General features: G+C 45.7%; 24 protein-coding genes. 20 read left to right on the top strand and 4 right to left on the bottom strand.

The window, feature by feature from the left end:
• Window positions 1–43 precede the first annotated feature (43 nt).
• The 6 genes from ACSR9A_RS06850 (at window position 44) to ACSR9A_RS06825 (ending at window position 6,659) form a co-directional block, all read left to right on the top strand.
• Window positions 44–853, top strand: a complete 810-nt coding sequence (locus ACSR9A_RS06850; RefSeq protein ID WP_473756312.1) for an alpha/beta fold hydrolase — start codon at window positions 44–46, stop codon at window positions 851–853.
• Window positions 771–1,979 (top strand): LacI family DNA-binding transcriptional regulator, encoded by a 1,209-nt coding sequence (locus ACSR9A_RS06845; protein ID WP_473756311.1) that lies wholly within the window; start codon window positions 771–773, stop codon window positions 1,977–1,979. The genes ACSR9A_RS06850 and ACSR9A_RS06845 overlap by 83 nt, the downstream gene beginning before the upstream one ends.
• Window positions 1,980–2,275: 296 nt before the next feature.
• Window positions 2,276–3,658: an ABC transporter substrate-binding protein gene (locus ACSR9A_RS06840; protein ID WP_473756353.1), complete on the top strand. Its 1,383-nt coding sequence runs from the start codon at window positions 2,276–2,278 to the stop codon at window positions 3,656–3,658.
• Window positions 3,659–3,684: 26 nt separating this feature from the next.
• Window positions 3,685–4,767 carry a carbohydrate ABC transporter permease gene (locus tag ACSR9A_RS06835; RefSeq protein ID WP_341279444.1) on the top strand — a complete coding sequence of 361 codons (1,083 nt, stop codon included), beginning with the start codon at window positions 3,685–3,687 and terminating at the stop codon, window positions 4,765–4,767.
• Window positions 4,767–5,861 carry a carbohydrate ABC transporter permease gene (locus tag ACSR9A_RS06830; RefSeq protein WP_473756310.1) on the top strand — a complete coding sequence of 365 codons (1,095 nt, stop codon included), beginning with the start codon at window positions 4,767–4,769 and terminating at the stop codon, window positions 5,859–5,861. The genes ACSR9A_RS06835 and ACSR9A_RS06830 overlap by 1 nt, the downstream gene beginning before the upstream one ends.
• An 84-nt stretch (window positions 5,862–5,945) precedes the next feature.
• Window positions 5,946–6,659: a Crp/Fnr family transcriptional regulator gene (locus tag ACSR9A_RS06825; RefSeq protein ID WP_473756309.1), complete on the top strand. Its 714-nt coding sequence runs from the start codon at window positions 5,946–5,948 to the stop codon at window positions 6,657–6,659.
• A gap of 336 nt (window positions 6,660–6,995) precedes the next feature.
• Here the strand turns inward: ACSR9A_RS06825 and ACSR9A_RS06820 are convergent, their stop codons facing one another.
• On the bottom strand, window positions 6,996–7,883 hold the full coding sequence (locus ACSR9A_RS06820; protein WP_473756308.1) for a helix-turn-helix domain-containing protein: 888 nt from the start codon (window positions 7,881–7,883) through the stop codon (window positions 6,996–6,998).
• A gap of 118 nt (window positions 7,884–8,001) precedes the next feature.
• Between ACSR9A_RS06820 and ACSR9A_RS06815 the strand changes: the two genes are divergently transcribed.
• The 4 genes from ACSR9A_RS06815 to ACSR9A_RS06800 all read left to right on the top strand — a co-directional run bounded on the left by ACSR9A_RS06815 (window position 8,002) and on the right by ACSR9A_RS06800 (window position 12,862).
• Window positions 8,002–9,507, top strand: a complete 1,506-nt coding sequence (locus ACSR9A_RS06815) for a hypothetical protein (protein ID WP_473756307.1) — start codon at window positions 8,002–8,004, stop codon at window positions 9,505–9,507.
• 282 nt (window positions 9,508–9,789) lie between these two features.
• Complete coding sequence (locus ACSR9A_RS06810; protein WP_473756305.1) at window positions 9,790–10,941, top strand: GmrSD restriction endonuclease domain-containing protein; 1,152 nt, start codon at window positions 9,790–9,792, stop codon at window positions 10,939–10,941.
• Window positions 10,931–11,992, top strand: coding sequence for a DUF3696 domain-containing protein (locus ACSR9A_RS06805; RefSeq protein WP_473756304.1), 1,062 nt, complete (start codon window positions 10,931–10,933; stop codon window positions 11,990–11,992). The genes ACSR9A_RS06810 and ACSR9A_RS06805 overlap by 11 nt, the downstream gene beginning before the upstream one ends.
• Before the next feature lie 3 nt (window positions 11,993–11,995).
• Window positions 11,996–12,862: a hypothetical protein gene (locus ACSR9A_RS06800; protein ID WP_473756303.1), complete on the top strand. Its 867-nt coding sequence runs from the start codon at window positions 11,996–11,998 to the stop codon at window positions 12,860–12,862.
• A 93-nt stretch (window positions 12,863–12,955) separates the two neighbouring features.
• Here ACSR9A_RS06800 and ACSR9A_RS06795 read toward each other — a convergent pair whose 3' ends face one another.
• Window positions 12,956–13,333 (bottom strand): YtxH domain-containing protein, encoded by a 378-nt coding sequence (locus ACSR9A_RS06795; protein WP_473756302.1) that lies wholly within the window; start codon window positions 13,331–13,333, stop codon window positions 12,956–12,958.
• A 225-nt stretch (window positions 13,334–13,558) separates the two neighbouring features.
• Here ACSR9A_RS06795 and ACSR9A_RS06790 point away from each other — a divergent pair, with 225 nt between their 5' ends.
• The 9 genes from ACSR9A_RS06790 to ACSR9A_RS06750 all read left to right on the top strand — a co-directional run bounded on the left by ACSR9A_RS06790 (window position 13,559) and on the right by ACSR9A_RS06750 (window position 23,558).
• Entirely contained in the window at window positions 13,559–14,701 is a 1,143-nt protein-coding gene (locus tag ACSR9A_RS06790) for a PP2C family protein-serine/threonine phosphatase (RefSeq protein WP_473756300.1), read from the top strand.
• A 304-nt stretch (window positions 14,702–15,005) separates the two neighbouring features.
• Window positions 15,006–15,332 carry an STAS domain-containing protein gene (locus tag ACSR9A_RS06785; RefSeq protein ID WP_046229046.1) on the top strand — a complete coding sequence of 109 codons (327 nt, stop codon included), beginning with the start codon at window positions 15,006–15,008 and terminating at the stop codon, window positions 15,330–15,332.
• A gap of 17 nt (window positions 15,333–15,349) precedes the next feature.
• Window positions 15,350–15,805, top strand: coding sequence for an ATP-binding protein (locus ACSR9A_RS06780; protein WP_473756351.1), 456 nt, complete (start codon window positions 15,350–15,352; stop codon window positions 15,803–15,805).
• Between the two features lie 167 nt (window positions 15,806–15,972).
• Window positions 15,973–16,497: a DUF948 domain-containing protein gene (locus ACSR9A_RS06775; protein WP_473756299.1), complete on the top strand. Its 525-nt coding sequence runs from the start codon at window positions 15,973–15,975 to the stop codon at window positions 16,495–16,497.
• 57 nt (window positions 16,498–16,554) lie between these two features.
• On the top strand, window positions 16,555–17,007 hold the full coding sequence (rsbW, locus tag ACSR9A_RS06770) for an anti-sigma B factor RsbW (RefSeq protein ID WP_341279434.1): 453 nt from the start codon (window positions 16,555–16,557) through the stop codon (window positions 17,005–17,007).
• Window positions 17,008–17,051: 44 nt separating this feature from the next.
• Entirely contained in the window at window positions 17,052–17,756 is a 705-nt protein-coding gene (locus ACSR9A_RS06765) for a sigma-70 family RNA polymerase sigma factor (protein WP_237163518.1), read from the top strand.
• A 195-nt stretch (window positions 17,757–17,951) separates the two neighbouring features.
• Window positions 17,952–20,648, top strand: coding sequence for a CHASE3 domain-containing protein (locus ACSR9A_RS06760; protein WP_473756298.1), 2,697 nt, complete (start codon window positions 17,952–17,954; stop codon window positions 20,646–20,648).
• Entirely contained in the window at window positions 20,621–21,487 is an 867-nt protein-coding gene (locus ACSR9A_RS06755) for a CheR family methyltransferase (RefSeq protein WP_473756297.1), read from the top strand. Before ACSR9A_RS06760 ends, ACSR9A_RS06755 begins: the two co-directional genes overlap by 28 nt.
• A 154-nt stretch (window positions 21,488–21,641) precedes the next feature.
• On the top strand, window positions 21,642–23,558 hold the full coding sequence (locus ACSR9A_RS06750) for an ATP-binding protein (protein ID WP_473756296.1): 1,917 nt from the start codon (window positions 21,642–21,644) through the stop codon (window positions 23,556–23,558).
• Between the two features lie 52 nt (window positions 23,559–23,610).
• Here ACSR9A_RS06750 and ACSR9A_RS06745 read toward each other — a convergent pair whose 3' ends face one another.
• Together ACSR9A_RS06745 and ACSR9A_RS06740 are read right to left on the bottom strand one after the other, a co-directional pair.
• Complete coding sequence (locus ACSR9A_RS06745; protein WP_056037153.1) at window positions 23,611–23,850, bottom strand: NHLP leader peptide family RiPP precursor; 240 nt, start codon at window positions 23,848–23,850, stop codon at window positions 23,611–23,613.
• Between the two features lie 124 nt (window positions 23,851–23,974).
• A complete protein-coding gene (locus ACSR9A_RS06740) occupies window positions 23,975–24,892 on the bottom strand; it encodes a hypothetical protein (RefSeq protein ID WP_473756295.1) in 918 nt (305 codons plus the stop codon).
• Window positions 24,893–25,076: 184 nt separating this feature from the next.
• On the opposite strand from ACSR9A_RS06740, the gene ACSR9A_RS06735 reads away from it, so the two are divergent.
• A complete protein-coding gene (locus ACSR9A_RS06735) occupies window positions 25,077–25,460 on the top strand; it encodes a glyoxalase superfamily protein (RefSeq protein ID WP_473756294.1) in 384 nt (127 codons plus the stop codon).
• Window positions 25,461–25,559: the final 99 nt, after the last annotated feature.

Here is a 25,559-nt window from a genome sequence, read left to right as displayed (position 1 = left end):
GATGCTGCCATCCGATTATGTTTGAATTGAAAGGAGTTTTGAAATGGTAATGGATTATGGTTCAAATGCAATCTCGCCATCCCGTCATTCGCGTGGACGTCGTTCGCCTTGGAAGCGAGTGCTGTTATGGGCAGCCATTGTCGTCATTGTTTTGATTTTGGGGATTTTCCTATTTTTACAGGCGAAGACGTATAGTCCGCTGGAAGAAGCGCTCACCGCGCTGGAAAGCGACGGCTCTGTTCAGGTAAGTGAGCTTAAGCATGGTTACCGTTTTGAGCCGGCAGCGGGCGAGGAGCTGCTCTTGCCTAACATCATTTTTTATCCAGGAGGTCTGGTGAAGCCGGAAAGCTACGCACCGCTTGCGCGGCGCCTGGCGGAAGCTGGACATCGCGTTTATGTGGCGTCAATGCCATTTAACTTGGCGCTTACTGCGCAGGACCGTGCAGATGAATACATAGCAGAGCATCCAGAAGAAAGCTATGTGATTGGCGGGCATTCGCTTGGCGGTGCATTTGCTGCAAGATATGCAGCAGAGAATCCGAATAAGCTGGCCGGCATCTTTTTCATGGGCGCTTATGCCGATGATGGGGCCGATTTGAGCGGCAGCAAGCTTGCGGCACTGCAAATTACGGGAACGCTGGATGCTGTGCTGAACAAGGAAACCTGGGAGCAGTCCAAGCAAAATTTGCCTACGGAGCTGACCGAATATGTATCGATTGAAGGCGGCAATCATGGCGGCTTTGGTACCTATGGCAAGCAGTCCGGCGACAATGATGCGACGATATCTGCTGCCGAGCAAGCGGACAAGGTGGCAGCTGCAATCGATGCTTGGCTTTCGAAGCTGCAAAAATAAAACGGTTGCCAAAGGATATTTTAGCCATTATAATGACGTTGAAAAGGTTTTCAAAAAAAAGAAAATAAAGGATGGTTTGGCGATGAAGCCTACGATCCGCGACGTTGCTAGAATGGCTAACGTATCCATCAGCACCGTTTCCCGTGTCATGAATGCGCCGGAATCGGTCACGAAGGATAAGCGACAGCGTGTGCTAGAAGCGATTGAAAGCTTGAACTTTCACCCGAATGCGCTGGCCCGAGGTCTTATTTTCAAAAAGTCGCAAATGCTTGGTGTTCTCATTCCCGACATCCGCAATGCTTATTTTGGCGAAATTATTCGCGGCATGGAGGATGCGGCTAAGCAGCTCGGCTACAATTTGATGATTTGCAATACGGACCGGGTGCCAGAGCGAACTATTTCTTATCTGGATACGTTGAACAAGCAGCAGGCCGATGGCTTATTGTTCGTCAGCGATTATGTCCAGAGCCAGTATTACGAAACGATGCAAGCTTGCGGTTATCCTGTCGTGCTTGTGTCAACCGTATCTTTCGAATATGAGCTTCCATCCGTCAAGGTTGACGAGGAGGCAGCTGCTTTCGAAGCGGTCAGTTATTTAATCGAACAAGGGCATCAGCATATTGGCCTCATCTGCTTCACGCTGCCCGACCCCATCTCAGGTCAGACCCGCCATGACGGCTTCGTCCGGGCTCTCGAACAAAACAACCTCCATCATTGTGCAGACTACGTAGAGTTTGCAACACACTGGTTTGAAGAAGCATATGCAGCCACCTCTCGCTTATTCGACCGACACCCACATCTTACTGCTGTATTTGCTTGCTCCGATGAATTTGCAATGGGCGTTATTTCCTGCTTGAATGATCGCGGAATTCGTGTTCCCGATCAAGTATCCGTTGTAGGCTTTGACAACCTGCGCATGTCTTGGATGACGATACCGAAGCTGACGACGATTGCCCAGCCCATGTATGCGATCGGCTGGAGAGCTGTAGAAAAAATGCATGAGCAGCTCGAAGGCAGAGAAGCTGCTGTTCTAAGAGAATGGCTTCCTCACGAGTTAATCATCAGAGAGTCCACTTTGCCTGCGCCTCATGTTCGCCTCCAAAGCACTGTGCATAAAGAAGCCTAGGCTGATGTTTGTTCGCTGTACTTGTCACCTGCGGTTCATTTGCTGAATACGTTTGATGTAAGCGCATTCAATTTGGGTGGAGCAGTGGCATTCTTTGGCTATCTCATTTCGCTTCAATCGTGAAGGGGGGGATGCATCATTACGCTATGAATATAGCTTCCATGAACGACGTACAACCTGCAAACGTACATCATGCGGCGAACGTTCATCAACGAGAATGACTTGCGATTCACTTGACTATGAACGATAAGGGGATGGTTCTTTTGAAAAAGCCATTTAAGTTTGGTTACACGCTCATGCTGAGCATGGTTTTAATTATGGCGCTGCTCGTAGCTGCTTGCGGAAGTGGCGGCAGCAATAGCACTCCAAGCGAGGAAGCGGCAGCAACAGCTACACCTGAGGCTAGTGCGGAAGCTACGAAGGAGCCGGCAGGAAACGCGGAGGGTTCGCCGCTGGAGCAGGCGCTTGCCGGCAACTACAAAGGAACGAAGGTATCGATGTTTGGTCCATTCGTTGATGTGGACCAGGTGAAATTCGAGGAGAGCATTAAGGCGTTTGAGGAGCAAACGGGCATCGACATTCAATATGAAGGCTCAAAGGAATTTGAGGCGACGATTTCCATTCGAATCGACGGCGGCAATGCGCCGGATATTTCTGATTTCCCGCAGCCAGGCCTGCTGGCGAATTTCGTGAAATCGGGCAAGGTTATCGATGTGTCGCAATTTCTGGACGCCGATAAGCTGAAGGGCAACTACAATCAAAGCTGGCTGGATATGGCGACGATGGAAGGTCCGAGTGGATCGATTATGGCCGGCGTATGGAATCGCAGCAGCGTGAAAAGTCTCGTCTGGTATCCAAAGAAAGAGTTCGATGATGCGGGTTATACCGTACCTAAGACCTGGGATGAGCTGCTGGCACTCACGGAGCAAATTGCCGCAGACGGTGATCCGGCATGGGCAATTGGAATCGAAAGCGGAGCGGCAACCGGGTGGCCCGCAACCGACTGGATTGAAGACATTATGCTGCGCACGACAACACCAGAAAACTATGATAAGTGGGTAAAAGGCGAGCTGCCGTTTACAGATCCTATTGTGAAAAATGCATTCGAGAAGCTGTCGCAAATTTGGCTGAATGACGACTATGTTTACGGTGGACGCAAGTCGATCGTAACGACCGCGTTCGGGGATTCGGTTACACCGATGTTTGATCATCCGCCTAAAGCATGGCTGCATCGCCAAGCCAGCTTTATTACAAGCTTTTTCCCTGAAGGGTTGAAATCGGGTGAAGATTATGACTGGTTCTACTTGCCGTCGATTGATGAGGCTTATGGTGACCCAGTGCTTGTTGCAGGTGATTTGTATGCGATGCATAACGACCGTCCGGAAGTACGCGCAGTTATGGAGTTTTTCACGACAGGCGAATCGATTAAAACTTGGGTGCAGTCCGGTGGCATAATCGCGCCAATGAATGATGCAAGCCTGGATTGGTATCCGACGGATGTGGAGCGCAGAATGGGCGAGCTCGTGAAAAATGCTTCGACGCTGCGCTTCGATGGCTCTGATCTGATGCCTGGCTCGGTAGGAGCAGGCACGTTCTGGAAAGGAACGACGGACTATATTAGCGGTACTGTTGATTTGGACGGCGCGCTTAAAGAAATACAGTCTGGCTTTAACAATTAAATTTTAATTGAAGGAGGGGCTGGGCCATGCTAGCTTCCACGCCAAAAACGAGCAAGTCGCGAAACGTTGCCGTTACTCTGGCTGTCGTGCTTGTAAATGCGATTTTACATTCAGGCATTTACCTATTCCTGCGCGATACGAATTTGCCATCTGTCTTATATGCTTTGCTTGCTATCATTTGGGGAGTGCTGGGCGTTTATTCGATTTATTGGTCGTTTAACTGGGCAGTGGAACAATATCCGGACATCTGGAAGCGACGCATCCAGCCCTTTATTTTCGTAGGACCTGCTGCGTTGCTGCTCGGCTGGCTGCTGCTTATCCCGACGCTGCGCACCTTATATATGAGTCTTATGGATGCCGGTACGGAGAAGTTTGTCGGACTTTCCAATTATGCCGCTATTTTTACAAACCGATTGCTGCTCACCGCGCTGCGCAACAATCTAATATGGGTCGCTTTTGGCGCTACCGCCTGCATCTGCTTGGGCTTGCTCATTGCAGTGCTCGCTGATCGCAGCAGCTTCGAGAAATTGGCGAAGGGCATCATCTTTATGCCGATGGCGATTTCCTTCGTCGCTGCTGGCGTCATCTGGAAATTTATTTATTTCTACAAGCCGGGAGATGAGCAGATCGGTCTGCTCAATGCAATCGTGGTCGCCTTCGGGGGGGAACCACAGGCATTTACCAGCATGCTTCAGCCCTGGAACAATCTTTTCCTGGTCGCCATTCTGATTTGGATGCAGACGGGATTTGCGATGGTGCTGTTCTCGGCGGCGCTCAAGGGCGTGCCGGAGGATATGCTTGAGGCGGCGCGCATTGACGGCGCAGGGGAAATTCGTATTTTTCGCAGCATCATTATACCAGCGATTTCGGGGACGATTTTGTCCGTATCGACGACAATTGTTGTCTTTACGCTCAAGATTTTCGATGTCGTCATGGTGATGACTGGAGGGCAATATGATACGGAAGTGGTGGCGACGCAGTTTTACCGCCAGTTTTTCATGTATCGCAACGCGGGCTATGGCTCAACGCTGGCGATTGTGCTGCTCATCGCTGTCATTCCCGTCATCATTATTAATTTGCGGCAGTTCCGGAAACAGGGGGGATTCTGATGAAGCGAACAAGGAAAAAGACGATGTCGAAAACAATCGTCAACGTCGTACTCGCTTTTATTTGCCTCATCTGGCTCATCCCGACGGTAGGCCTCTTGGTCTCCTCCTTCCGGCCTGCGGTTGATATTTTGCAGACGGGCTGGTGGACGGTATTCCCGCACCGTGATTATGTTGCGCAATCGACGATCACGCTGCCGAAGGAAACCGATTTGCGGCAGCCGATTGAGGTGAAGGGCGAGGTGTTTGACGATGATCAGTTGCGCAGCGGCGTCACCGCGCAGGATGGCAGCAGGCTGATCTGGGAAAATCGCCGGGCGCGCACGATTCAGGTGCAGCAGCCAGACTGGAAGGTGAACTCGAACTTTACGCTGGATAACTATAATGGCGTACTGACAGGCAAAACCTTTGAAATTATGCAGTCAGACGGCACGGTAAGAGCGCAGAAGGGAGAAGGCCTCTCCAAAGCATTTCTCAATACGCTGGTTGTGACGATTCCATCGACGATTATCCCGATCCTGATCGCGACCTTCGCCGCTTATGCATTTGCTTGGCTGCGGTTTCCGCTGCGTCGATCGATGTTCGTTGCTGTCATTATGATGCTGGTTGTGCCGCTCCAAGTTGCGCTCATCCCGATTTTGAAGGATTATACGGCACTTGGCCTGAACGGCAGCTACCTGGGCATATGGATTGCGCATACCGGCTTTGGCCTGCCGCTGACGATATATTTTATGTATACGTTCATCAGCCAGCTGCCTAAGGACTTGTTCGAATCGGCATTTATGGATGGCGCGTCGAACTTTACGATTTTCACACGGCTTATTCTGCCGTTGTCGGTTCCGGCGATTGCCTCCATCGGTATTTTTCAGTTTCTATGGGTATGGAACGATTATTTAGTATCCTTGGTGTTTATCGGCAGTCAGCCGGATGTACAGGTCATGTCGATGCGGATTGCCGCAATGGTAGGATCAAGAGGCAGCGATTGGCATCTGCTGACAGCAGCTGCATTCGTCTCGATGCTGATGCCGCTAACTGTATTTTTCGCCCTGCAAAAATATTTCGTACGCGGCTTATTGGGCGGCTCGGTGAAAGGGTAGGCAACTAAGGGCGTCTCTTCTTCAAGAAACCCGTGCGTATGCCCGAAAGATTGGGTACAATAGCTGGGTAGGAGGAGATTGAGGATGTCAGATATTACATTTTTGCGAAACTTCCCCTTTTTTGAACATTTGAATGATTTGGAGCTGGCGGCGATCGCTCCGCTGTTCGTGACGAAAACCTTTGCTAAGGGCACCCAGCTGTTCTGGGAGCAGGATGAAGGCGATGAGCTGTATATGATTAAAGCCGGAGCGGTGCAAATTTACCGGCATGAGGAGGATCGCGAGGTTATACTTGCTATTTTCCATGAAGGGGACTATTTTGGCGAGATGGCGCTGATTGATAGTACGAAGCTCCGTTCTGCGTCAGCGAAAGTATTGGAGAAAAGCAAGCTATATGTATTGAAGCGCGAGCAGTTTTTCGCCCTGCTGAAGGAAAATCCGGGCATTGCGATTCATATTTTGGGCATTACGCTGGAACGTCTGCGCAAGGCGAATGAGCTGATTACCGACCTGACGATTACGAATGCTCGTACGCGAATCTCGCGGCTGCTGCTGCGGCTGTCGGATAAATACGGAACGACGATCGGTCTGAAGCTGACGCATCAGCAAATTGCCGATATGACGGGAACGGTGCGGGAGACGGTGACCAAGGTGCTGCTTGAAATGCAAAATGAAGGTTATATTCGTATTGTGAGCAAAAAAATCAGCATTTTGAACAAAGAGCAGCTGCAGGTCATCGGCGGAATCCACCAGGATGGCAGGCTTAATGATGAGGAATCTATCGCTCAAGAAGGCTGATTGCCATTATTTTTGCGAAAATGTAATTTGGATTACATTTTTATGCGGGAGAAGTTGTTATGATCTAAAAGAAGAAGATAATAATAATGACGTGATGTCATCCTCCCGTTTATTCATTACCTATTCATAATGCGCTTCTGAGCGAAGCGCCCTCTCTATTAAGCAAGCATGATGCCTTGCGAGAGGCCGCCCTGAAAGTAGTATTTCACTACTGAGAGGGCGGCCTCCTTTTTTTTCGAATATAGGAAAGTATATCTTAATGTAATCCGTTCTCTATATTTCTCGGACTGAAACGCGCCGCGCCGCCAAAGGATGCCGGCAGCCGTTTCACCTTGCTTAACGAATAAATGATGGCTGCCATTGTTTACGATACGCAAGCGGCGTCATACCCTCCCTCCCCTTAAACAAATTGATAAAATGGCTGACGTTGTCTATTCCCACAAGCGGGGCGATTTCGGCTATAGGCTGATCCGAATATTTTAATAGCTCCTTTGCTTGTGAAATGCGAATGCCAATGACATATTCGTGAGGAGAGAAGCCTGTATAGCGCTTAAATTGCTTGGCGAGATGGTATTTGCTCACCGCATGCTGGCGCGCGAGCTGATCGAGCGTCAATTTCTGTGCATAATGCTGCTCTATTTCCCCAATAGTGGCGAAAATATAGGGCGGCAGCTCTGCGCTTGGCAGCTCCGGTTCGTGCGCTGCAAGCAGCACCTCGGTTAAAAGCTCAGTAAGCAGCAGTGAGCTGGCGAGCTCTGTGCGGGTGCTTTTTTGCTGATTTATTTGCAGCAATTGCTTGAGGCAGGCCTCAGTCCGGCAATTTGCTTGAAGTGTAATGACTGGGGAGCTCCCCGCGGCAAATTGCTCATAATATTCATGCGTGGTGCTGCCGCTGAGGTGTACCCATAAAAGCTCCCAATTGCCGCCGGCAGCGGCATCTGCGGCATAATGCTGGTAGCTCATGCAATCGATGAAAAACAACTGATGGGGCCGCAGCTCATAAGTGACGTCACGGTACGTCAAGCGGCCTGCACCCGCGAGCGTATAGACGAGCAGAAACGATTCAAGCTGCTCCCGCTCGGTATAATAAGGGGAGAATGCTTGAAAATGTCCAATTTCCTGAATGTAAAAAAGAGCAGATTTTGCGAATGGGGATGGAGTGGCGGCTAGGCGGACGGATTCAGGTGTCCAGGCATGAATGGCTTTTTCACGATAAGCAGGCATGGATGAATACCTCCCCAAGATTGTATTATTTTTGAACAACTTTATTTGATGTTTATTATAATGTAAGCCGTTACAATAGTCATATAAAACATGATTATAGCCGAGAGGATGATCCGTCATGACACTGCTGACACCGATTAAGCCTGCCCGCAAACCGAAAATTGGCTTGTATTCCGTAGGCTTGCGAGCTTATTGGGAGCAGTTCCCCGGCCTGCGCGAGCGCCTTGAGCAATATGGAACGTTTATTGCGCAGAAAATCGCCCAATGGGGCGAAGTATTCCATTATGGCTTGGTGGATACGGAAAGCGAGGGGCGCAAGGCGGGAGAATGGCTTAATATGCAAAATGTAGATTTGGTTTTCTGCCATGCCGCCACGTATTCGACCAGCTCGACGGTACTGCCTATCCATCAAATTAATAAAGCGCCTGTCGTGTTCCTTAATTTGCAGCCGACTGAGCGAATGAATTATGACAGCTCGACGACAGGAGAATGGCTGGCGCATTGCGGCGCTTGCCCGGTTCCCGAGTTTGCGAATGCCTTTAATCGAGCGGGAATTCCCTTCAAAGTCGTGAATGGCCTACTCGGGCTTGATTATACGCCGGAAATTTCGCTTACGAATGAGGTGACCAGCGAACGCAAGGAAGCCAAACGCGCATGGCTGGAAATTGAACAATGGGCAAGGGCTGCTGCTGTTCCACGCACGCTGCGCCACGGCCGTTTTGGCTTCCTCGGCAATACGTACAGTGGAATGCTGGACATGTATAGCGATTTTACGATGATTCAGGCTCAGACCGGCCTTCATATTGAAGTGCTGGAAATGTGCGATTTGGATCGCATGCTAAAGGCGATTACGCCGCAGGAAACGAAGCGCAAGCTGGATGAAGTACTGGCAATGTTCCAGCTCAGCGGCGACTCCCCTTCTGATCCGATTGCGAGAAAACCGACGGAGGAGCAGCTTGAATGGTCATGCAAGGTTGCGGCTGCACAGGAAAAGCTGGTGCGCGAATATGATCTTGATGCACTAACCTATTATTATCATGGTGCGCCAGGCAGCGAATACGAGAGGCTGCAAGGCGGTTTTATCGTAGGACATTCTTTGCTGACAGCCAGAGGTATTCCTTGCTCAGGAGAAGGAGATTTGAAGACGGCCATCGCTATGAAAATATGCGATATTCTCGGTACAGGCGGGAGTTTCGCGGAAATCGTCGTCGTCGATTACGTTGACGAGACGATTTTGCTCGGGCATGATGGGCCGTTCCATGTGGCGATATCCGAGGGTAAGCCGATTTTGCGCGGCATGGGTATGTATCATGGCAAGCAAGGAACGGGCGTATCCGTTGAAGCGAAGGTGCAGACGGGACCGATTACGACGCTCAACCTAACCCAGACAGGCGATGGCAGGCTAAAGCTGATCAGCAGCGAGGCGGAGTCAACCAACGGCCCAATTATGCGCATCGGCAATACGCAGACGCCAGTGAAGTTCAAGCTGCATCCGGATGATTATATGTCAAAATGGTTTGCCGAAGCGCCGACCCATCACTGCGCCATGTCTATTGGACATAACGCCGCGCTGTTCAGCAAGGTTGGGGAGCTTATGCGGATTAAGCATGTGGCGCTGGAATAAACGTAGGAATTGAATTGTGAGGGTTGAAATAAAGATAGGGAATGCGAAAAGCAATTCCTATCTTTATTTTTGTTGGCCTTTTTAATGATAACTTAAGGTGGTAGGAAACATTTGGAAGTGGAGTGAATAAGCCAATATATACGGTGCCTTACGATCATTTTTTTCCATTTGCTTTGAATACAATCATTCAGATTAAGTGTATAATATTAAAGAGTTATATTCATTGACACCTTATAGAATCAGTAGTTACAAATATATAATTTGCAATGAGAGGGTAGTGAAATGCAAATGAAACAACATGATGATTTAATGGAGGAATTACAGTCAGATCTTATGGAAGAAAAAGATATAGAAGACAAACTATTTGATAATGATTACCAAGAAGAAGCGAGCATTTATCCTGATGTTACTATTAAGGTGGAGAGAGAGCAATATTCGCTTTTTGAATTAAAGCGTAAGTACGATAAAAAGCCACAACAAGTTAAACTTGATCCTGACTATCAGCGCGATGATGTATGGGATGATAAGCAACGTTCAGAATTAATTGAATCAGTATTAATGGGAATCCCTCTCCCGGTTTTTTATCTTAATGAAACGAAAGATGGGCAATTAATTGTTGTAGATGGAAGACAAAGGCTTACAACATTTTTTCGTTTTTTTGATGATCAGTTTGAGTTGCAACAACTGAGAATACTAAATAATTTGCAGGGGCAAAGGTTTTCTGAATTAAAGCATAATCTTCAATCAAAGTTAGAAGATTATCAAATTATTGCACAGGTCATTAAGCCTCCTACACCAGATAGAGTTATTTTTGATATTTTTGATCGAGTAAACAGAGGGGGAACACAGTTAAATCAACAAGAGATGCGAAATGCTCTTTATCAAGGCAAAGCGACCAAGCTACTTGATGATTTATCAAACAGTGAATCTTACTTAGAGGTGACAGGTAAAACTATTACTCCAAGTCGAATGAAAGATCGTTATATGATATTAAGATTAATATCTTTTATATTATGGAGAAAAGGAGAATTAACTGAATATAAGCACAAAGAACTTGATGAATTTTTAGGAAGATCTATGAAATATATCAATGAAATGGATGATGAAAATATTGCAGAGCTTAAAAAACTATTTCATTTAACCATGCATAATAATATGATTATATTTGGGAATCGTGCTTTTAGGCGAACAAACGGCGAGAGGCGCTATCCAGTAAATTTTATTTTGTTTGAATCATTTGGATATCTATTCACTCAGTTTGATAAGAACACATGTGAAAATAATACGGTTCGCTTCCGTGAATTGGCCAATAAACTAATCGAAGATGAAAAATTTAACGAACTATTGTCCAAGGACCGAGGAACTGGCAGCGTTATACCAGATGTATTTGACAAAATGGATGAATTAGGACGGAGGCTAAGGGATGATAAATAGGCTTATTATTAGTGGTTTGAAAAGTATAGATGTAGCAGATATAGAAATAGAACCATTAACATTGCTGGTTGGTATGAATTCCTCGGGTAAATCAACGGTGATACAAGCATTACTACTTGCTATTCAGAATGTAACTGATAAACATAAATCACCTTTAAATGGCCAACTTGTTGCTATAGGTACTTTTGCAGAAGCTAGTAATTTCAGAACAAATGCCCGCAATATTAATCTGGAGTTAGGCTCGAATCAAAGTTCGTTTATTAACTTAGACTTTGCACAAGCAGATCCTCAAGCTATTTGTAATATAAGTAGTACTGGTACATTAATTGAGGATTATCTAAATCGTAAAAATAAAAGGATTCAATATTTATCGGCAAATCGTTTAGGTGCTCAAGACACATACTCTAAAAATTATAGCCAACATGATGAATCTGGAGTGCTTGGTGAATATGCAATTGATTATTTTGAAAATCACAAAAAAGATCCTATTGAGCCTTGTTTAATTAAAAATCCCGAAATAGGCAGTACATTGGATATTAATGTTAATTTCTGGTTGGGTTATATTATTAATGCTCAGCTATCTACAGAAGATTTAATAGGCACAGATAAAGTTAGAGCACAATTTCAAAATGCAGGAAATCGGAAGGTTCGTCCTAAAAATATTGGTTCAGGCCTGAGTTATATTATTTCTATAATAATTAGTATTTTATCTGCTAAAAAGGATGATCTAATAATTATCGAAAATCCTGAAATTCATCTGCATCCTAGAGCACAGTCTCGTCTGACTGAATTGTTCTCCTTTGCGGCAGAACGTGGAGTCCGTTTTGTTATAGAGTCGCATAGCGATCATATCTTTAATGGTATTCGTAAATCTATATACCATAAAAGAATACAAAAAGAGAAAGTAGCAGTTTATTATTTTGATATTGATGAGAATTTGGTGAGTAGACCTGTACGTATTGAATTTCAGAATAATGGAAACGTATCCAATCATCAAAAAGGACTCTTTGACCAGTTCGATGATGATTTGGATGAAATGCTGGGGCTATAAATTATGGAGCTTATTTTAAATGAGCTTTCACTTGATGGTCAATTCAGCTCTGTTCAAGCTTTTATGGATTCTTTGTCTCCTATGATTAAATTGCAAAAACTAATTGAGTCAACGAATGTCGTTATGCTACGTCATCATGAACTATATAATAGAAAAGTTACGTTAAATATTACGTTACATCAAGTATTAACTAATAATAGTGTTAAAACGTCCAATGAAATTCGCGTATTTAAGAAGTTACTACAAAAATTAATGTCGGATGACCCCTTTTGGACTTATGCACCTAAACATAGTCAAGCTGATAGCTATTATTCTGAATACTTAATGGGTTTGACATCCGGAAACGCCTTGGCAGAGGCATGTGAGAGGGACAAAGTTATTTTATCTTTTGAACATGAGCATTTTAAGATGGATACTGTTGAAGTATTGAAAAATGGGACACCTGTGGTACTTATTAATGTTACTAATCCTAAAATCTTATCTAATCTGCTATGGGAAAATAAACTCATAGTAAATGCAAGAGATTACTGTGTATATAGATATGATGAAACGAATCTTTCCTTTCAAATGCTGGAGCAAGAGCATGGATTTGAACAATTGGAGCAAGAAGAGATTAAAGCATTCTTATCCTCATTCGACAGCTTCATTCAATTGTCATGGGATGATATTTTGATTCATGATGGATTGCAATACAAGCCTTACTCACCTTCAAGACAACAAGACGACTGGTTCAGAAATTCGATTCATCGAGAGAAAACAATTAGTAAATTTAGAACTAGTCAAAAATATCGTTGTTATGGATATCGAGAAAATAATATCTTTTATGTTATACGATTTGAAAGAGACCATAAACACAGTGATCATGGTTAGAGAAATTAACCTATACTCACAAAAAACAACCCACACCAGTATATAAAAGGTGTGGGTTGTTTTTATTACATATCCTGAAGTTGAAATGTAAATTTATACGCGAGGTGCCTCAAGCTGCGCCTTAATGCCTTCCTTCGCTTCTTCGGCTTTCTCAGTAACAGCGTTGATGACATGTTCGGTGCTTTCCTTCGCATGGTCGGCTATGTCAGAGGCCTCATCGCGAACGGTGGTGGCGAGATTTTGCGTTTTATGGCCTATAGTTGAAACGAGATCGCTCGTTTTCTCGCTAATGTTGGAAGCTAGGCGACCTGTTTTTTGTGATAAATCGGAGCATGTATTGGAAAGAGATTTTCGCAGCTCGGAGCCTGATTTTGGAGCAAGCAGCAGGGCCGACAAAGCACCGAGTGCACCTCCAATCAGAATTCCCGCGAGCAGTCCGTTTGATTTTGCTTCGTTTACAGGGTTTGACATATTAATCCTCTCCTCTTATCTGGTTATCGTCTCTCATGTCATTAAGTAACCCGCCTAGCAAGTTTTGAAACAATGGTTAAAATGAGTGGCAGCGAAACACTCTTTATGGAAGGAGCATTATTTATAGGATTGGAAAGGCATAATCGTATATGATATAACTACTAGAGCGTTTCACTTTGAAAAAAAAGGTTGATTAACTTGTAGCAACGAAAGGAGCGCGAGCATATGCGAATCGCAATTGTGGACGACAACGCTACGAATTTGCTCATTATAGAGAAGATCTTGCAAAAAGCCGGATATACGAAATTAGCAACAGCCTCCTCAGCAATGGAGCTGTTTGATATTTTGGAGCTAGATGAGCCGAATGCGACGGAGCCGCCGGTTTCTCTCATTCTAATGGATTTAATGATGCCGGGCATCGATGGCATTGAAGCGTGCAGGCGCATTCAGGAAAGCGAGCGCTACCGCGATATACCGGTTATTTTTGTTACGGCGCTTGGGGATTCAAATAAGCTGGCGGAAGCGCTGGACGCGGGAGCGATCGATTATGTCATGAAGCCGATCAATAAAGTAGAGCTGCTTGCCCGCATCCGCTCAGCGCTTCGTCTTAAATATGAAAAGGATTGGCATAAGGAGCGCGATCAGCGAATTTCCTTCGAGCTGAATTTGGCGAAGCAGGTGCAGCGCAGCATACTTAGCGATCCGATAGACAATGATCGGGTCAAAATCGATGCGATTTATCGGCCATCCTCTGAGCTGGCAGGCGACTTTTATGCCTGGTACTGCCTAGGCGGCGGAAAATATGGCGTTATTTTGCTTGATATGATGGGCCATGGCATTTCTTCCTCGCTCGTATGCATGTATATTTATTCGGCGCTGCAGGATACGATTAAAAGCATCTCCGATCCCGAGCTCGTCGTGCTTGAGCTGAACCGGAGAATGATGCAGCTGCAGGGCTCGAATCAACTGATGAACTATTATTTTACCGCCATCTATTATGTGCTGGACACGAACGAGCAGACGATTGAATATGTCAATGCGGGGCATCCCGCTGGTATCGCTTTTGTGGATCAAAAACCGCAGCTGCTGACGGAAGGCTGCTGCGCGTTAGGATTTTTTGATAACATTGAAGTGAAAAAAGGCACGATTGCTTATCGCAATCAGGTGAAAATCGTGCTCTATACCGATGGCCTGCTCGATCAGCTCGCCAAAGGACAAGAGGATGATGTCCAGCAGCTGCAAGCAAGGCTGGGTGAAAATGGGGAACAGCTCGAGGATCATGTGCTGAATCTGTTCGAAGGCTTGGGACAGGTAAGCCAGCAGGATGATATTTGCCTCGTTACGGTCGAAACAAAAGCGAAGGCGTGATAGAAATACAAGCGAGATAGACATAGAAAAAATTTTGAAATCATGGCCCGCGAGCTGTTTCAATCATTCCCAAACGGTTTAATATAAGGATATCTGACTATTTCAGCAGATGCTGGTTTTGTATGAACAGCATGATCGGCTGCCTTTCACTTTATTGCAAACGTAGGCATGGTAAATGTAATAGTCGCTTTCATCCCGCGAGCGGCAAGCGGGCAGCCGATCTTCAAGATCGGCTGCTCTCCGCTTGTGCAGTGACGGTGTTATTGATATGATCTACTTAAAATTTGCCTTGGGAGTGTGTTCAATGACGTTAAACAAATTTCAGGCAGTTATTCATGAAACGGATAGCGCGATAATTGTACAAGTAGGCGGTGAGCTTGATTTGGCCGCAGCGCCTGAGCTGCGCTCCCTGCTCGAAACGGTTGTCAATCGTACGGATAAAACGCTTGTTCTTGATACGGAACGCCTTGCTTATATTGATAGTACAGGTATCGGCATCGTTGTGTCAGTCATTAAAGCGCGTGATGAGAAGAAAGCAGAATTTATCGTTAAAAATATTCCAAGAAGCATTAAGCGGCTATTTGATATTACCGGCATTTCAGGCTATATCAATGAAGGGACCGTAAGCTAAGGATGAAGCGTATTGTGATGCAAATACCGGCGGACGCACAATATTTGGATATCGTCAGGCTTAGCCTATACGGTATTGCTTCTAAAATGGGTTTTTCGTTTGAGGATATCGAGGATATGAAGGTTGCTGTTGGAGAGGCTTGCAATAACGCTGTTTTGCATTATACGCCAGATCAAGCGGGCGAGCGGGAAGCGGCTGATGCCGTTCAAGCAGCGGAGGACGAGCTTCAAATTTTAGTTGAATTTGAAGTGCTGCCAGATCATTTGACGATTAAAATTACGAACAGCGGAGCAGGCTTTGAAGCTGGCGCCTATATGGAAAAGGCCGGGCCGCTTGAAGGTGAAGACGCGAGCGGTTTGGAAGTTGGCGGACTTGGCTTGTATTTAATGCAGGCGTTAATGGATGAAGTTAATATACATTCCGCTGAAAGCACGCAGGTCATCATGACCAAGCGTCTTCTGCCGCTGCAATAACACATAACCACGACTAAGGCATGGGACTCCCCGGCAAGTCGTGGTTTTGTTTTTTTATATTGCTAGCCGGCTGCTGTTTCATTCCTTGTGGAGCAGGGTAACTTAAACGTAACAAGAAGCACAAGGAAAGTAAGGGGGCTATGCTTATGCTATGGGAGATAGGGGTTTTGATAGCAGCAATTGCTTTTGCCATACTCGTTTATTATGTGATAGAGGCGCTTAGATCACTTAAGTATTCACTTGATGAAATGAGGGTAACTTTAATCGAAGTGAAGCATGAGATATCGGCAATCGGTACAGAGGTGAAAAGTGTCGTTCAAACCACGAACTCTGTTGCGGATGATGTAAATATGAAGCTCAAATCGCTTGATTCGCTGTTCGGATCACTTGATGATGTGGGCCATGTCGTTCAGGAAGCGACCTCGGCGGTTAAGGAATCGGCGGTTGCACTCATTTCCTCTGTGAAATCAGGGCAGAAGCTGCGGAAGGAAAGAGCCGCTGTACAAGCCGAAGCGGAAGCAGCAAGACCGAAAGTGGCAGTAAATAACACAAAGACGGAATTACTTGCCCAAGGAGCAACGCTTGCAGCGAAAGTACTGCAGCTGCTCGTAGAGCGTAAATCTGCTGCAGGAGCCGCAGAAAGTGTATCTGGACCAGCTGGTATGCATAATACGGCTTCAAGCAGACAGTAAACAGACCGTTAGCAGCATGACGCACAAAACATAACATCTTACTGTAGAAAGGAAAGAATGGCTGATATGAAAACATCGGTGCAGTTGACAATTCCAGCGGAGGCAGATTATCTCGATATTGTAAGATTGACCTTATATGGTCTGGCCGTTAAATTAGGCTTTGAATATGAGCAAATTGAAGATATGAAGGTAGCCGTAGGCGAGGCGTGCAATAACGCGATTATACATGGTTATGAGCAGCTTGGCTCTGGCGAGCTGCAAGTGAATTTTGAACAGCAGCTCGACGGCTTGAAAATTTGTATTCGTGACAATGGCACCAGCTTTAATTATGAACAGGCTGTCAACCGTACAGCGGGGGCGCTCCATACGACGAGACTAAGCGATGCTCCAATTGGCGGACTTGGCCTGTATATGATGCAGGCGCTTATGGATCATGTGGAAGTGAATACGACTAGCGGTACGGAGGTCATTCTTACCAAACTGCTTGGCAGAAAAGAGGAGATGGCATGAGTACAAAACCCTCCTCCAAAGCTCCAAGTGAAATAGCCGCTTTCATGCAAACCTACCGTGATGAAGGTTGTAATGAAGCGGCTACGGCGCTTCTGGTGCATTATGAGGATATCGTTCGAATGGCTGCTGGCAAAATGTCTCGCAGCCGCCCGGATTTATATGAGGATTTATATCAGGTGGGACAAATGTCGCTGCTGCGGCTCTTTAAACAATACGATCCTTCAATCGGTATTCCGTTTGAAGGTTATGCGATGAAAAGCGTCATCGGCAATTTGAAAAATTATTTGCGTGACCGCTCTTGGTATATTCAAGTGCCTAGACGTGTAAAGGAAAAAGGCAGCATGCTTCAGCATGCGATAGATGAGCTGACGGTAAAGCTGGAACGCTCGCCGAAAGTGGAGGAAATCGCGGCCCATCTGGAGCTTACGCAGGAAGAGACGATTGAAATTTTGGCAGGACGTGATTATTACCATTACACGTCTCTGGATACACCGCTCACCAGCGAAGGGGATGGTGCTTCGATTGGCGATCTCATCGCTAATCCGTCCGATGAATTTAAAGCGCTTGATATGAAGCTGGATATAGGGGAAGCGATGAAAAGCCTCAAGGAAGAAGAACAGACCGTCATCCATTTAATCTATCAGGAAGGCCAGTCGCAGCGCATGATAGCCGACAAGCTGGGAGTTTCGCAAATGAGTGTTTCCCGGATTCAGAAGCGCGCGATTGAGAAGCTGCGGGCATGGCTGTAAGTTCATCTTGGGTGCCTCGTTTCTTGCCATACTCTAAGCAATAATGATAGAGTTATAGGTATGGTTGGAATGGAGGAATGACTTATTTGGCGTTCGATGCGCTTTACGATAAGAGCGAAAATTTTATTAGGCTACCTTAGCATACTACTATGTTTAGCTGTTGCTATTGTTATTATTGTTGTGCGTATAAATGCTTTGCAGAGCGAAATCAATTTCATAGCAGATCACGATATTACGGTTCATGAAATGGTTGATCAGCTTGAAATTAATATGCTTGATATGCAAAATGGGCAGCGGGGTTACGTTATCAGTGGTGACGAAAAGTATTTGGTTCCTTACAATGATGCTACTTTAGTATGGGGAAGCAATTATAATAAGCTGCATGAGCTATTGAATGATAATCCTACCCAACAGGCGAATTTAGAGGAAATTAAAGCGAATATCGAGCAATGGGGCAAGTTTGCAGGGCAGCCCGTTGTTCAACTGCGTAAAGAAAACAAGATGGATGCGATCCGGACCTATTATGCGAGTGATCTGGGCAAGGAAATTGTCGAAAAGGTGCGTACCCAACTGGATCAGCTTCGCACTTCGGAGAAGGAGCTAACGAAGCTAAGAGTGGAGACGCTCTCACAAAATAATCGCAATTTGCAATATGTGCTGTTTATTGCCTTTGCCTTAGTGACGATAAGCGCGATTGCTGCTGCTATATTCGTCTCAGGTGCCATTGTTCGTACGATTAAGGATGTCAAACATACGATTCGCAGCATCATCGCTTCAGAAGGTGATATTAATGAGCGGATTCGCGTGAATACGAAGGATGAAATTCGCGAGCTGGCCGAGGCGACCAATGAATTGCTGGACAATGTCAATGAAGAAAGCTGGGTACAGAAGCGTACCGTGGAGGTAGCGGATATGTATCAGGGCTTTAAGCATATTGCTGATCTGTCCGAAGCGTTTGTTTATCAAGTAACGCCGATGGTTGATGCTACTTATAGCGCTATTTATTTGCGCCATGTACAAAATGGCGTGACTACCTATGTGAAGACGGCTTCTTTTGCCGGGCATGAGCATGCCATAGAAGCGGCTGTAAGCTTCAAGCCCGGAGAAGGAATTGCGGGTCAATGTGTCGTTGACAAACGGCTGTATCATTTGACAGATTTGCCGATGGGATATGTTAAAGTCCGCTCTTCCTTAGGGGAGGCTTCTCCTCGAAGCTTGCTGGTGGCTCCGATTTTCTTCGAGGGCAAAGTGCTGGCGGTTGTGGAATTTGCCTCTTTAGGAAGCTTCGATGACAAACATCTTACGCTTATTAAAGCGCTGCAGGAAAGCCTTGGCGTAGCTATAAACAGCGTCGTAGGACGTATGGAAATCGAGCGTCTGCTTAATGAATCACAAATGCTGACCGAGGAGCTTCAGGCGCAGTCTGAGGAATTGCAGGCACAGTCTGAAGAAATGCAAATGCAGCAGGAGCAGCTGCGCCTGACGAACGATTATTTACAGGAGCAGCGGGACTTGGCGGAGCAGCGCAACAGTCAGCTGGAGCAGACGAAGCATGAGCTTGAGGATTATTCCGAGAAGCTTGTCCAGAGCTCGCAGTACAAGACGGATTTTCTGGCCAATATGTCGCATGAGCTGCGTACGCCGCTTAACAGCATTTTAATTTTGTCGCAGATGCTTTATGAGAATGAAAATAAGACGATGACGGAGGAAGAACAGCATTATTCCCACGTCATTCATTCGGCGGGCAAGGATTTGCTCAGCCTGATCGACGATATTTTGGATTTATCGAAAATCGAAGCCGGTAAGCTTGAAGTAACGATTGACGAAGTGAATATGACAGAAATTCCAATGTTGATGCGCCAGTTATTCGATCCTGTAGCCGAGAAAAAACAGCTTTCCTTCGTTACTGGCTTCGATGAGCAAGCGCCGCCTATTATTTCGACGGACGGTCACCGATTGCAGCATATATTAAAAAATCTGCTGTCCAATGCGTTCAAGTTTACAGATAGAGGTTCCGTGCGCCTCAGCGTTTCTCCTGTTGAACAATCAAGAATACTAGAGCTTTATAATGGCGAGGCTCCATCGGATACGATGATTGCGATTTCGGTAAGCGACAGCGGCATTGGCATTTCGCCAGACAAGCAAGCCATTATATTCGAAGCGTTCCAGCAAGCGGATGGCACAACGAATCGCCAATATGGCGGTACGGGCTTAGGCTTATCCATCTGCCGTGAATTTACCCGCCTGCTAGGAGGCAGGCTGCAGCTTGAGAGCGTGGAGGGCGAGGGAAGTACGTTTACGTTGTTTTTGCCAAGCTTAAGTGAAGAATTCGTAGCGTTCAGCCAGGAAATGCTGAATAGTCGTGACCAGTCGGCGGCTGGTGCCAATACCGTAATATGGCTTGCATCTGATGCTGCTGGAGGCGATTTTAAGCAACAGGATGTAGAAGAGCTTAGCGAGGAAGAGACGGCACAGCTTAAAGCTCATATAGAGGATACTCGGCTCTTTGAAGGAAAACGGGTGCTGCTCGTTGATGACGATGATCGCAATGTATTTGCGCTCAAGACGGCGCTTACCAGTAAAGGGGTTATCGTGGAATCAGCGAGCAACGGCAAGCTCGGCCTGGAGCTTTTGAATAAACAACCTGATTTTGATATTATTCTTATGGATATTATGATGCCGGTTATGGATGGATTGGAAGCTATACGCAGCATTCGCAGCAATCCATTGCTGAAGGAGCTGCCGATTATTGCACTCACAGCGAAAGCAATGAGGAATGATCGGGAGCGCTGCATGCAGGCGGGCGCCTCGGATTATATTAGCAAGCCGCTCCAAATGGAGCAGCTTTACTCGCTGCTGCGCGTATGGATGACGAAGCAGGAGGGCCGATGAATCAAGAAGTGGAAAACGTAGAGCTGGAATTATTTTTAGAAGGCATCTACCGTTATTATGGATTTGACTTTCGGCATTATATTCGTTCGTCGCTCTTGCGCCGGATTCAAAATCGGTTGCGTATTGAAGGAATTCCTACGATTACAAGACTGCTCGAACAGGTGCTTCGTGATAAAGAAATGCTGGACAAGGTGCTGCATGATTTCTCTATTAGAGTGACCGAGATGTTTCGGGACCCTGGTTTTTTTCGTGCCCTGCGGCAAGAGGTAATTCCTTATTTGCGGGGACTTCCAGAAATTAGAATTTGGCATGCCGGCTGTGCGACAGGCGAAGAGGTTTATTCAATGGCAATTTTGCTCAAAGAGGAGGGCCTCACCCAGCATAGCAAAATTTATGCGACCGATATGAGTGAGAGCGCGATTGAAAAGTGCCAGCGCGGTGCTTACCCGCTCAAGCAAATGCAAATCTATACGAAAAATTATATGGAAGCAGGCGGAATGAGCGCATTTTCCGAATATTATCAAACGGATCATCAATATGCTTATTTTTTGCCTGAGCTGCGGGATAATATTATGTTCGCCCAGCATAATTTGGTGACGGACGGCTCGTTCAATGAATTTCACCTCATTCTTTGCCGCAATGTGATGATTTATTTCGATACGACCCTGCAGCAGCAAGTCCATAAGCTGTTTTACAACAGTTTGGCGGCGGAGGGGTTTCTCGGTTTGGGCAATAAGGAATCTATTGTCCAGCTCGATAAGCATTTGAAATATGTCGAATTTAACCCGAATGAGCGGATTTATCGCAAACCAACATTAAGTGGAGATGCCGTAACATAAGCTATATTATTGAAAGAGCGGCTTGTCTGCTCTTTTTTTGTGTTATATAATTTTTTTGCCAATAGGTAAAAAAGGCAGGGATGCTATCAAAGATTGTCGAATACTTTAGGAGAAATGGGCTAGTGATGAATTTTCGAAGCTTTGAGGTGCAGGAATGAGAGAAGTATTGAGATACACAAGGTTCATCGTATTATTCTTCGTTTTATCCATCTGTTTAATGGTTCCTCGAGCTTTTGCGAGTCCTCCTCCTCCACCAATAACACATATTGATCAGTGGTATATTCAATGGCTAGATGAGGCAAGTCAGGAGCCGGTGCTCGCAGATGTGATGGATCAGGAGCACAATGATAGATGGATCTGGTCAACAGGCAATGATCGGGTAACCACCAAGCCGGAAGGCTTTAACTCCGCCTGGATCAAGATTGAGGTTCCAGATTTGAAGTGGGAAAATCCAGGTATTATGCTGGACGTGAACTTTGCACAGCAAATTCGTATATTTAACGATGGTTATCTTATATATGAGGATGAGCGCAACTACGGCTATGAGACGAACAATATTTTGCTGAAGCTGTCTCCTCATTATTATAATAAGCCGATATACATATATTTAAAAGGCAACGCAGATGCAAGCTCGCTAGGAATCGACGGTAGCGTGAAGCTTGGCGATTTCCAAAGTATGAATTCCAAGTATTTACAGAAAAATATTTTGGATATCATTTTGGGCGGCACACTTGTATTTGTATCGATTTCATTACTTATATGTATGCTGTTTGTGAATAAAATATATTGGCCAGGCTGGAATTCGTTATGTCTCCTGATGCTGTCGCTTGGGGTTATGACTTTGACGATTTCTCCGTATTTGTATGCGTTTTTCGGCAAATCCAGCCGAGTGTATTATTATTTGTTTGATATATCCTCAACGTTTATTATGACCTGGATCTTTTTGTTTTTTGAGCAAATTATCGGGAAAGGCACAAGCCGAATATTAAAATATGGTTTGCGCGTCCAATTAGTCATCTCCATCGGAAGCAGCGTGTGGTTGCTGCTGAGCATCCTGCTAGGCGGAGGGATTCTGCATTATTATGAGAGCATCGTGCCACTCATCTTCGCATCGTCCGTCATGATCGGCAACATCATCTTAATTTCGGTGCTTGCGCTTTATTGTATGAAGCGAAACCGGGAAAGTATTATTATTTCTACAGGTTTTGCGCTGTTTGCCCTAACAGTGGTATCCGAGCTGGTCATTTATTTTACACACAAAGATTATGAAATGTTTTATTGGAAATGGGGAACGCTGTTTTTCATTTTCTCCTTAATTGTGGTGTTGATCCGGCGGATTATTAATAACTATGAGCAAATGCTGCTGTATTCCCGAAAGCTGGAAGTATTCAATAATGAGCTGCAGCGTTCTGAGAAAATGGAAATCATTAGCCAGCTCGCCGCATCGGTTGCACATGAAGTGCGCAATCCGCTGCAGGTGACACGCGGCTTTCTCCAGTTAATTGGCCATCGTTCCGCCGATCAGAAGGATAAAAATTATATGCTGCTGGCTATCGACGAGTTGGATCGCGCCTCCAGCATCATTACGGACTTTTTGACCTTTGCCAAGCCTCAGGTTGAAATGACGACGATATTGAATATAGCGGAGGAATTAGGACAAATCGAAGCGATATTATCTCCGCTTGCTACGATCCAAGGTGGAGAGCTGCGGGTGGAGTCGAATTTTGAACTGTATGTGCGTGGAAATTCCTCTAAGTTCAAACAAGCGATTATTAATATTGTGAAAAATAGCATAGAAGCGCTGCCGACAAAGGGAAGCATCGACATTATTGCCTATCAGGAGGATTCCACCGTCATTATTCGCATTAGCGATAATGGAGTAGGGATGGAGGAGAGCGAGCTGGAAAGATTGGGCGAGCCGTATTTTTCCAATAAGTCCAAAGGTACAGGTCTTGGGCTGATGGTCACCTTCCGCATTATTGAAGTGATGAACGGTCGGATCTATTTTAACAGTATTAAAGGAGTAGGCACGGAAGCGTTCGTAAGTTTGCCTAAAGCGGAAATTCAATAAAAGCGCCTTGCCTTCCTGGCAGGGCGCTTGATTTATGACTGTACGTAGAGGCTTACTTCCAAGGTGGGGATGCGACAGCTGCTTGGGAGCTATCAGCAGGACTGACAGGGATAACGAGATAATAGCTGTTAGTCTGTTCTTCTACTGCTTTTACTTCAACGCCTTCTGGAATTTCAACTTGAAACGCCTCTTTAATAGCGGCACGTGGATCAGCCAGGAGCTGCTTCTTGAAAGCCTCATCTTCCCATGCTTTCTGAATAATTTGCTGTCGTAAATTGTTTTCGCTGCTCATACTGTTCCACCTTTCTAGTATTATGTATAAGTTCCATTTACATATTGTAACATGAAATTTCGACAAAAACTACTATATATTTTCAGAAAATACTAATGAATAGCAGCTTTTTTAGCGAATTTTGTCATGATAGTGTTTGAAAGAGTCCGCCCTCCATCTGTTTTTTTCGACTGAGCTCTATATTTTGAGCATCATTTGCGAGAGAAGCGGTTATGGAGGCGTGAAACTCCAGTAAATAACCAGCCTTAAGGCCTAATTTGAGATGCGCCTGTTCATATTGGCAAGCGAGCTCCACATAGTCCGTTAGTAGCCCCTGCACATATATCGCTTTTCTCACTTTACTGACTGTAATCGGCGACTGCTCCGGCCATCTATTCCTGAATAACGCTAGCAATCCATTGTAGCTTCCATCGGCCAAATCAGCTTCCCAGTCCGTCCAATCATCGGCCATTTGAAGCGCAACGAGCACATAATCAACAGCCTGTTCGACTGCTGGTATGAAGGCGTGCTGGCCCGAGAGGAGCAAGGCTCCGGTGCTGGCTATTTTCACGAGTGACGATTTTAAAGCGGTGCGAAGCGGATCGGTATTGAAATAATCGCTCTCGGACTCTTGGGCCACGCCAAGCGACCAATCGGCCATGTAGCGGTCGTAATACTCCCAAAACTTAGAGTCAGATGTATGCATACGGTGCAGAACACCGTACATCTGCGTATAAAATAAATGGCTCAAAGCCAGCTTCTGTCTGCTTTCCGCACTCCCCGTATCCATCACTTCATCCACAATGAAAAAATGCAGCATGCCGAATAAATTGGCAAGCGCAAGCTGCTCGCATTGCTCCTCGGCCACATCGGCTATTTCCGTCATCCAATAGGGCAGCAAATAGCCGAGATAGTTCTGGCTGCCGCTGCGATGCAGAGGATTAATATGCATGATATACGCTTGTCCCGTTTGATTTAGTGGTGCGGGGAATTTTGACGTTATTTGCTGTGCTTTGGAGAAAACAGCCTGAAGACTGGCTTCAAAATGGGTGATAAATGGCATGGGGTAAGAGTCCTCTTATCTTTATATAATAGGCTTAAAGGCACATAAAATAATTTGTTTTCCAGTATTATACTTTGTTTTGGCGGTTGAAGATAGAGGGGAAGTTAAGTAAAATGTAGAAACTTGGAACTTTTTTGTGGGAAAACGATAAAAAGAGTGCGGCGAATGCCGAAAGGAGTCGCGAATGGGACAAAACGGGCTATTAATGAAACCAGTCGTACCGATTTTGCGAATTTTTGATGAAGCACATGCTAAAGCGTTCTATATGGACTTTCTAGGCTTTCGGCTGGATTGGGAGCATCGTTATGAGGCGGATTTTCCATTGTATATGCAAGTATCTAATGGCTGCTGTGTGCTGCATTTATCTGAGCATCATGGCGATAGCTGCCCCGGCGCAGCTATTCGTATTGAAACGAGCCAAATTGAAGCCTATCATACTCTTCTGCTTGAAAAGGATTACCGTTACGCCAAGCCTGGACTGGAACGGACGCCTTGGCATACGCTTGAATGCATCGTGACGGATCCGTTCGGCAATCGGCTGCTTTTTTATGAAAACCAAATGAAATAAAGCCATACAAGCGGAGCTGATTCAATCCGCGGTATGGCTTTTCTATATTTCTCGGAATGAAACGCGCAGCGCCGCCAAAGGAAGGCGACAGCCGTTTCA

It is taken from the genome of Paenibacillus sp. R-74696 (assembly GCF_055814915.1).
Note: the sequence above shows the minus strand (reverse complement) of the source record. Positions and strands in the feature narration are given on the sequence as shown.

What these genes read in the sequence shown, in the direction of transcription:
- ACSR9A_RS06845 (WP_473756311.1), top strand. Translation starts at nt 771, where the DNA reads ATGATGCGACGATATCTGCTGCCGAGCAAGCGGACAAGGTGGCAGCTG.
- ACSR9A_RS06805 (WP_473756304.1), top strand. Translation starts at nt 10,931, where the DNA reads ATGATAAATAGGCTTATTATTAGTGGTTTGAAAAGTATAGATGTAGCA.
- ACSR9A_RS06795 (WP_473756302.1), bottom strand. Translation starts at nt 13,333, where the DNA reads ATGTCAAACCCTGTAAACGAAGCAAAATCAAACGGACTGCTCGCGGGA.
- ACSR9A_RS06810 (WP_473756305.1), top strand. Translation starts at nt 9,790, where the DNA reads ATGCAAATGAAACAACATGATGATTTAATGGAGGAATTACAGTCAGAT.
- ACSR9A_RS06820 (WP_473756308.1), bottom strand. Translation starts at nt 7,883, where the DNA reads ATGCCTGCTTATCGTGAAAAAGCCATTCATGCCTGGACACCTGAATCC.
- ACSR9A_RS06785 (WP_046229046.1), top strand. Translation starts at nt 15,006, where the DNA reads ATGACGTTAAACAAATTTCAGGCAGTTATTCATGAAACGGATAGCGCG.
- ACSR9A_RS06780 (WP_473756351.1), top strand. Translation starts at nt 15,350, where the DNA reads ATGCAAATACCGGCGGACGCACAATATTTGGATATCGTCAGGCTTAGC.
- ACSR9A_RS06835 (WP_341279444.1), top strand. Translation starts at nt 3,685, where the DNA reads ATGCTAGCTTCCACGCCAAAAACGAGCAAGTCGCGAAACGTTGCCGTT.
- rsbW (WP_341279434.1), top strand. Translation starts at nt 16,555, where the DNA reads ATGGCTGATATGAAAACATCGGTGCAGTTGACAATTCCAGCGGAGGCA.
- ACSR9A_RS06800 (WP_473756303.1), top strand. Translation starts at nt 11,996, where the DNA reads ATGGAGCTTATTTTAAATGAGCTTTCACTTGATGGTCAATTCAGCTCT.
- ACSR9A_RS06745 (WP_056037153.1), bottom strand. Translation starts at nt 23,850, where the DNA reads ATGAGCAGCGAAAACAATTTACGACAGCAAATTATTCAGAAAGCATGG.
- ACSR9A_RS06750 (WP_473756296.1), top strand. Translation starts at nt 21,642, where the DNA reads ATGAGAGAAGTATTGAGATACACAAGGTTCATCGTATTATTCTTCGTT.
- ACSR9A_RS06815 (WP_473756307.1), top strand. Translation starts at nt 8,002, where the DNA reads ATGACACTGCTGACACCGATTAAGCCTGCCCGCAAACCGAAAATTGGC.
- ACSR9A_RS06765 (WP_237163518.1), top strand. Translation starts at nt 17,052, where the DNA reads ATGCAAACCTACCGTGATGAAGGTTGTAATGAAGCGGCTACGGCGCTT.
- ACSR9A_RS06740 (WP_473756295.1), bottom strand. Translation starts at nt 24,892, where the DNA reads ATGCCATTTATCACCCATTTTGAAGCCAGTCTTCAGGCTGTTTTCTCC.
- ACSR9A_RS06735 (WP_473756294.1), top strand. Translation starts at nt 25,077, where the DNA reads ATGGGACAAAACGGGCTATTAATGAAACCAGTCGTACCGATTTTGCGA.
- ACSR9A_RS06850 (WP_473756312.1), top strand. Translation starts at nt 44, where the DNA reads ATGGTAATGGATTATGGTTCAAATGCAATCTCGCCATCCCGTCATTCG.
- ACSR9A_RS06830 (WP_473756310.1), top strand. Translation starts at nt 4,767, where the DNA reads ATGAAGCGAACAAGGAAAAAGACGATGTCGAAAACAATCGTCAACGTC.
- ACSR9A_RS06825 (WP_473756309.1), top strand. Translation starts at nt 5,946, where the DNA reads ATGTCAGATATTACATTTTTGCGAAACTTCCCCTTTTTTGAACATTTG.
- ACSR9A_RS06840 (WP_473756353.1), top strand. Translation starts at nt 2,276, where the DNA reads ATGCTGAGCATGGTTTTAATTATGGCGCTGCTCGTAGCTGCTTGCGGA.
- ACSR9A_RS06755 (WP_473756297.1), top strand. Translation starts at nt 20,621, where the DNA reads ATGGATGACGAAGCAGGAGGGCCGATGAATCAAGAAGTGGAAAACGTA.
- ACSR9A_RS06790 (WP_473756300.1), top strand. Translation starts at nt 13,559, where the DNA reads ATGCGAATCGCAATTGTGGACGACAACGCTACGAATTTGCTCATTATA.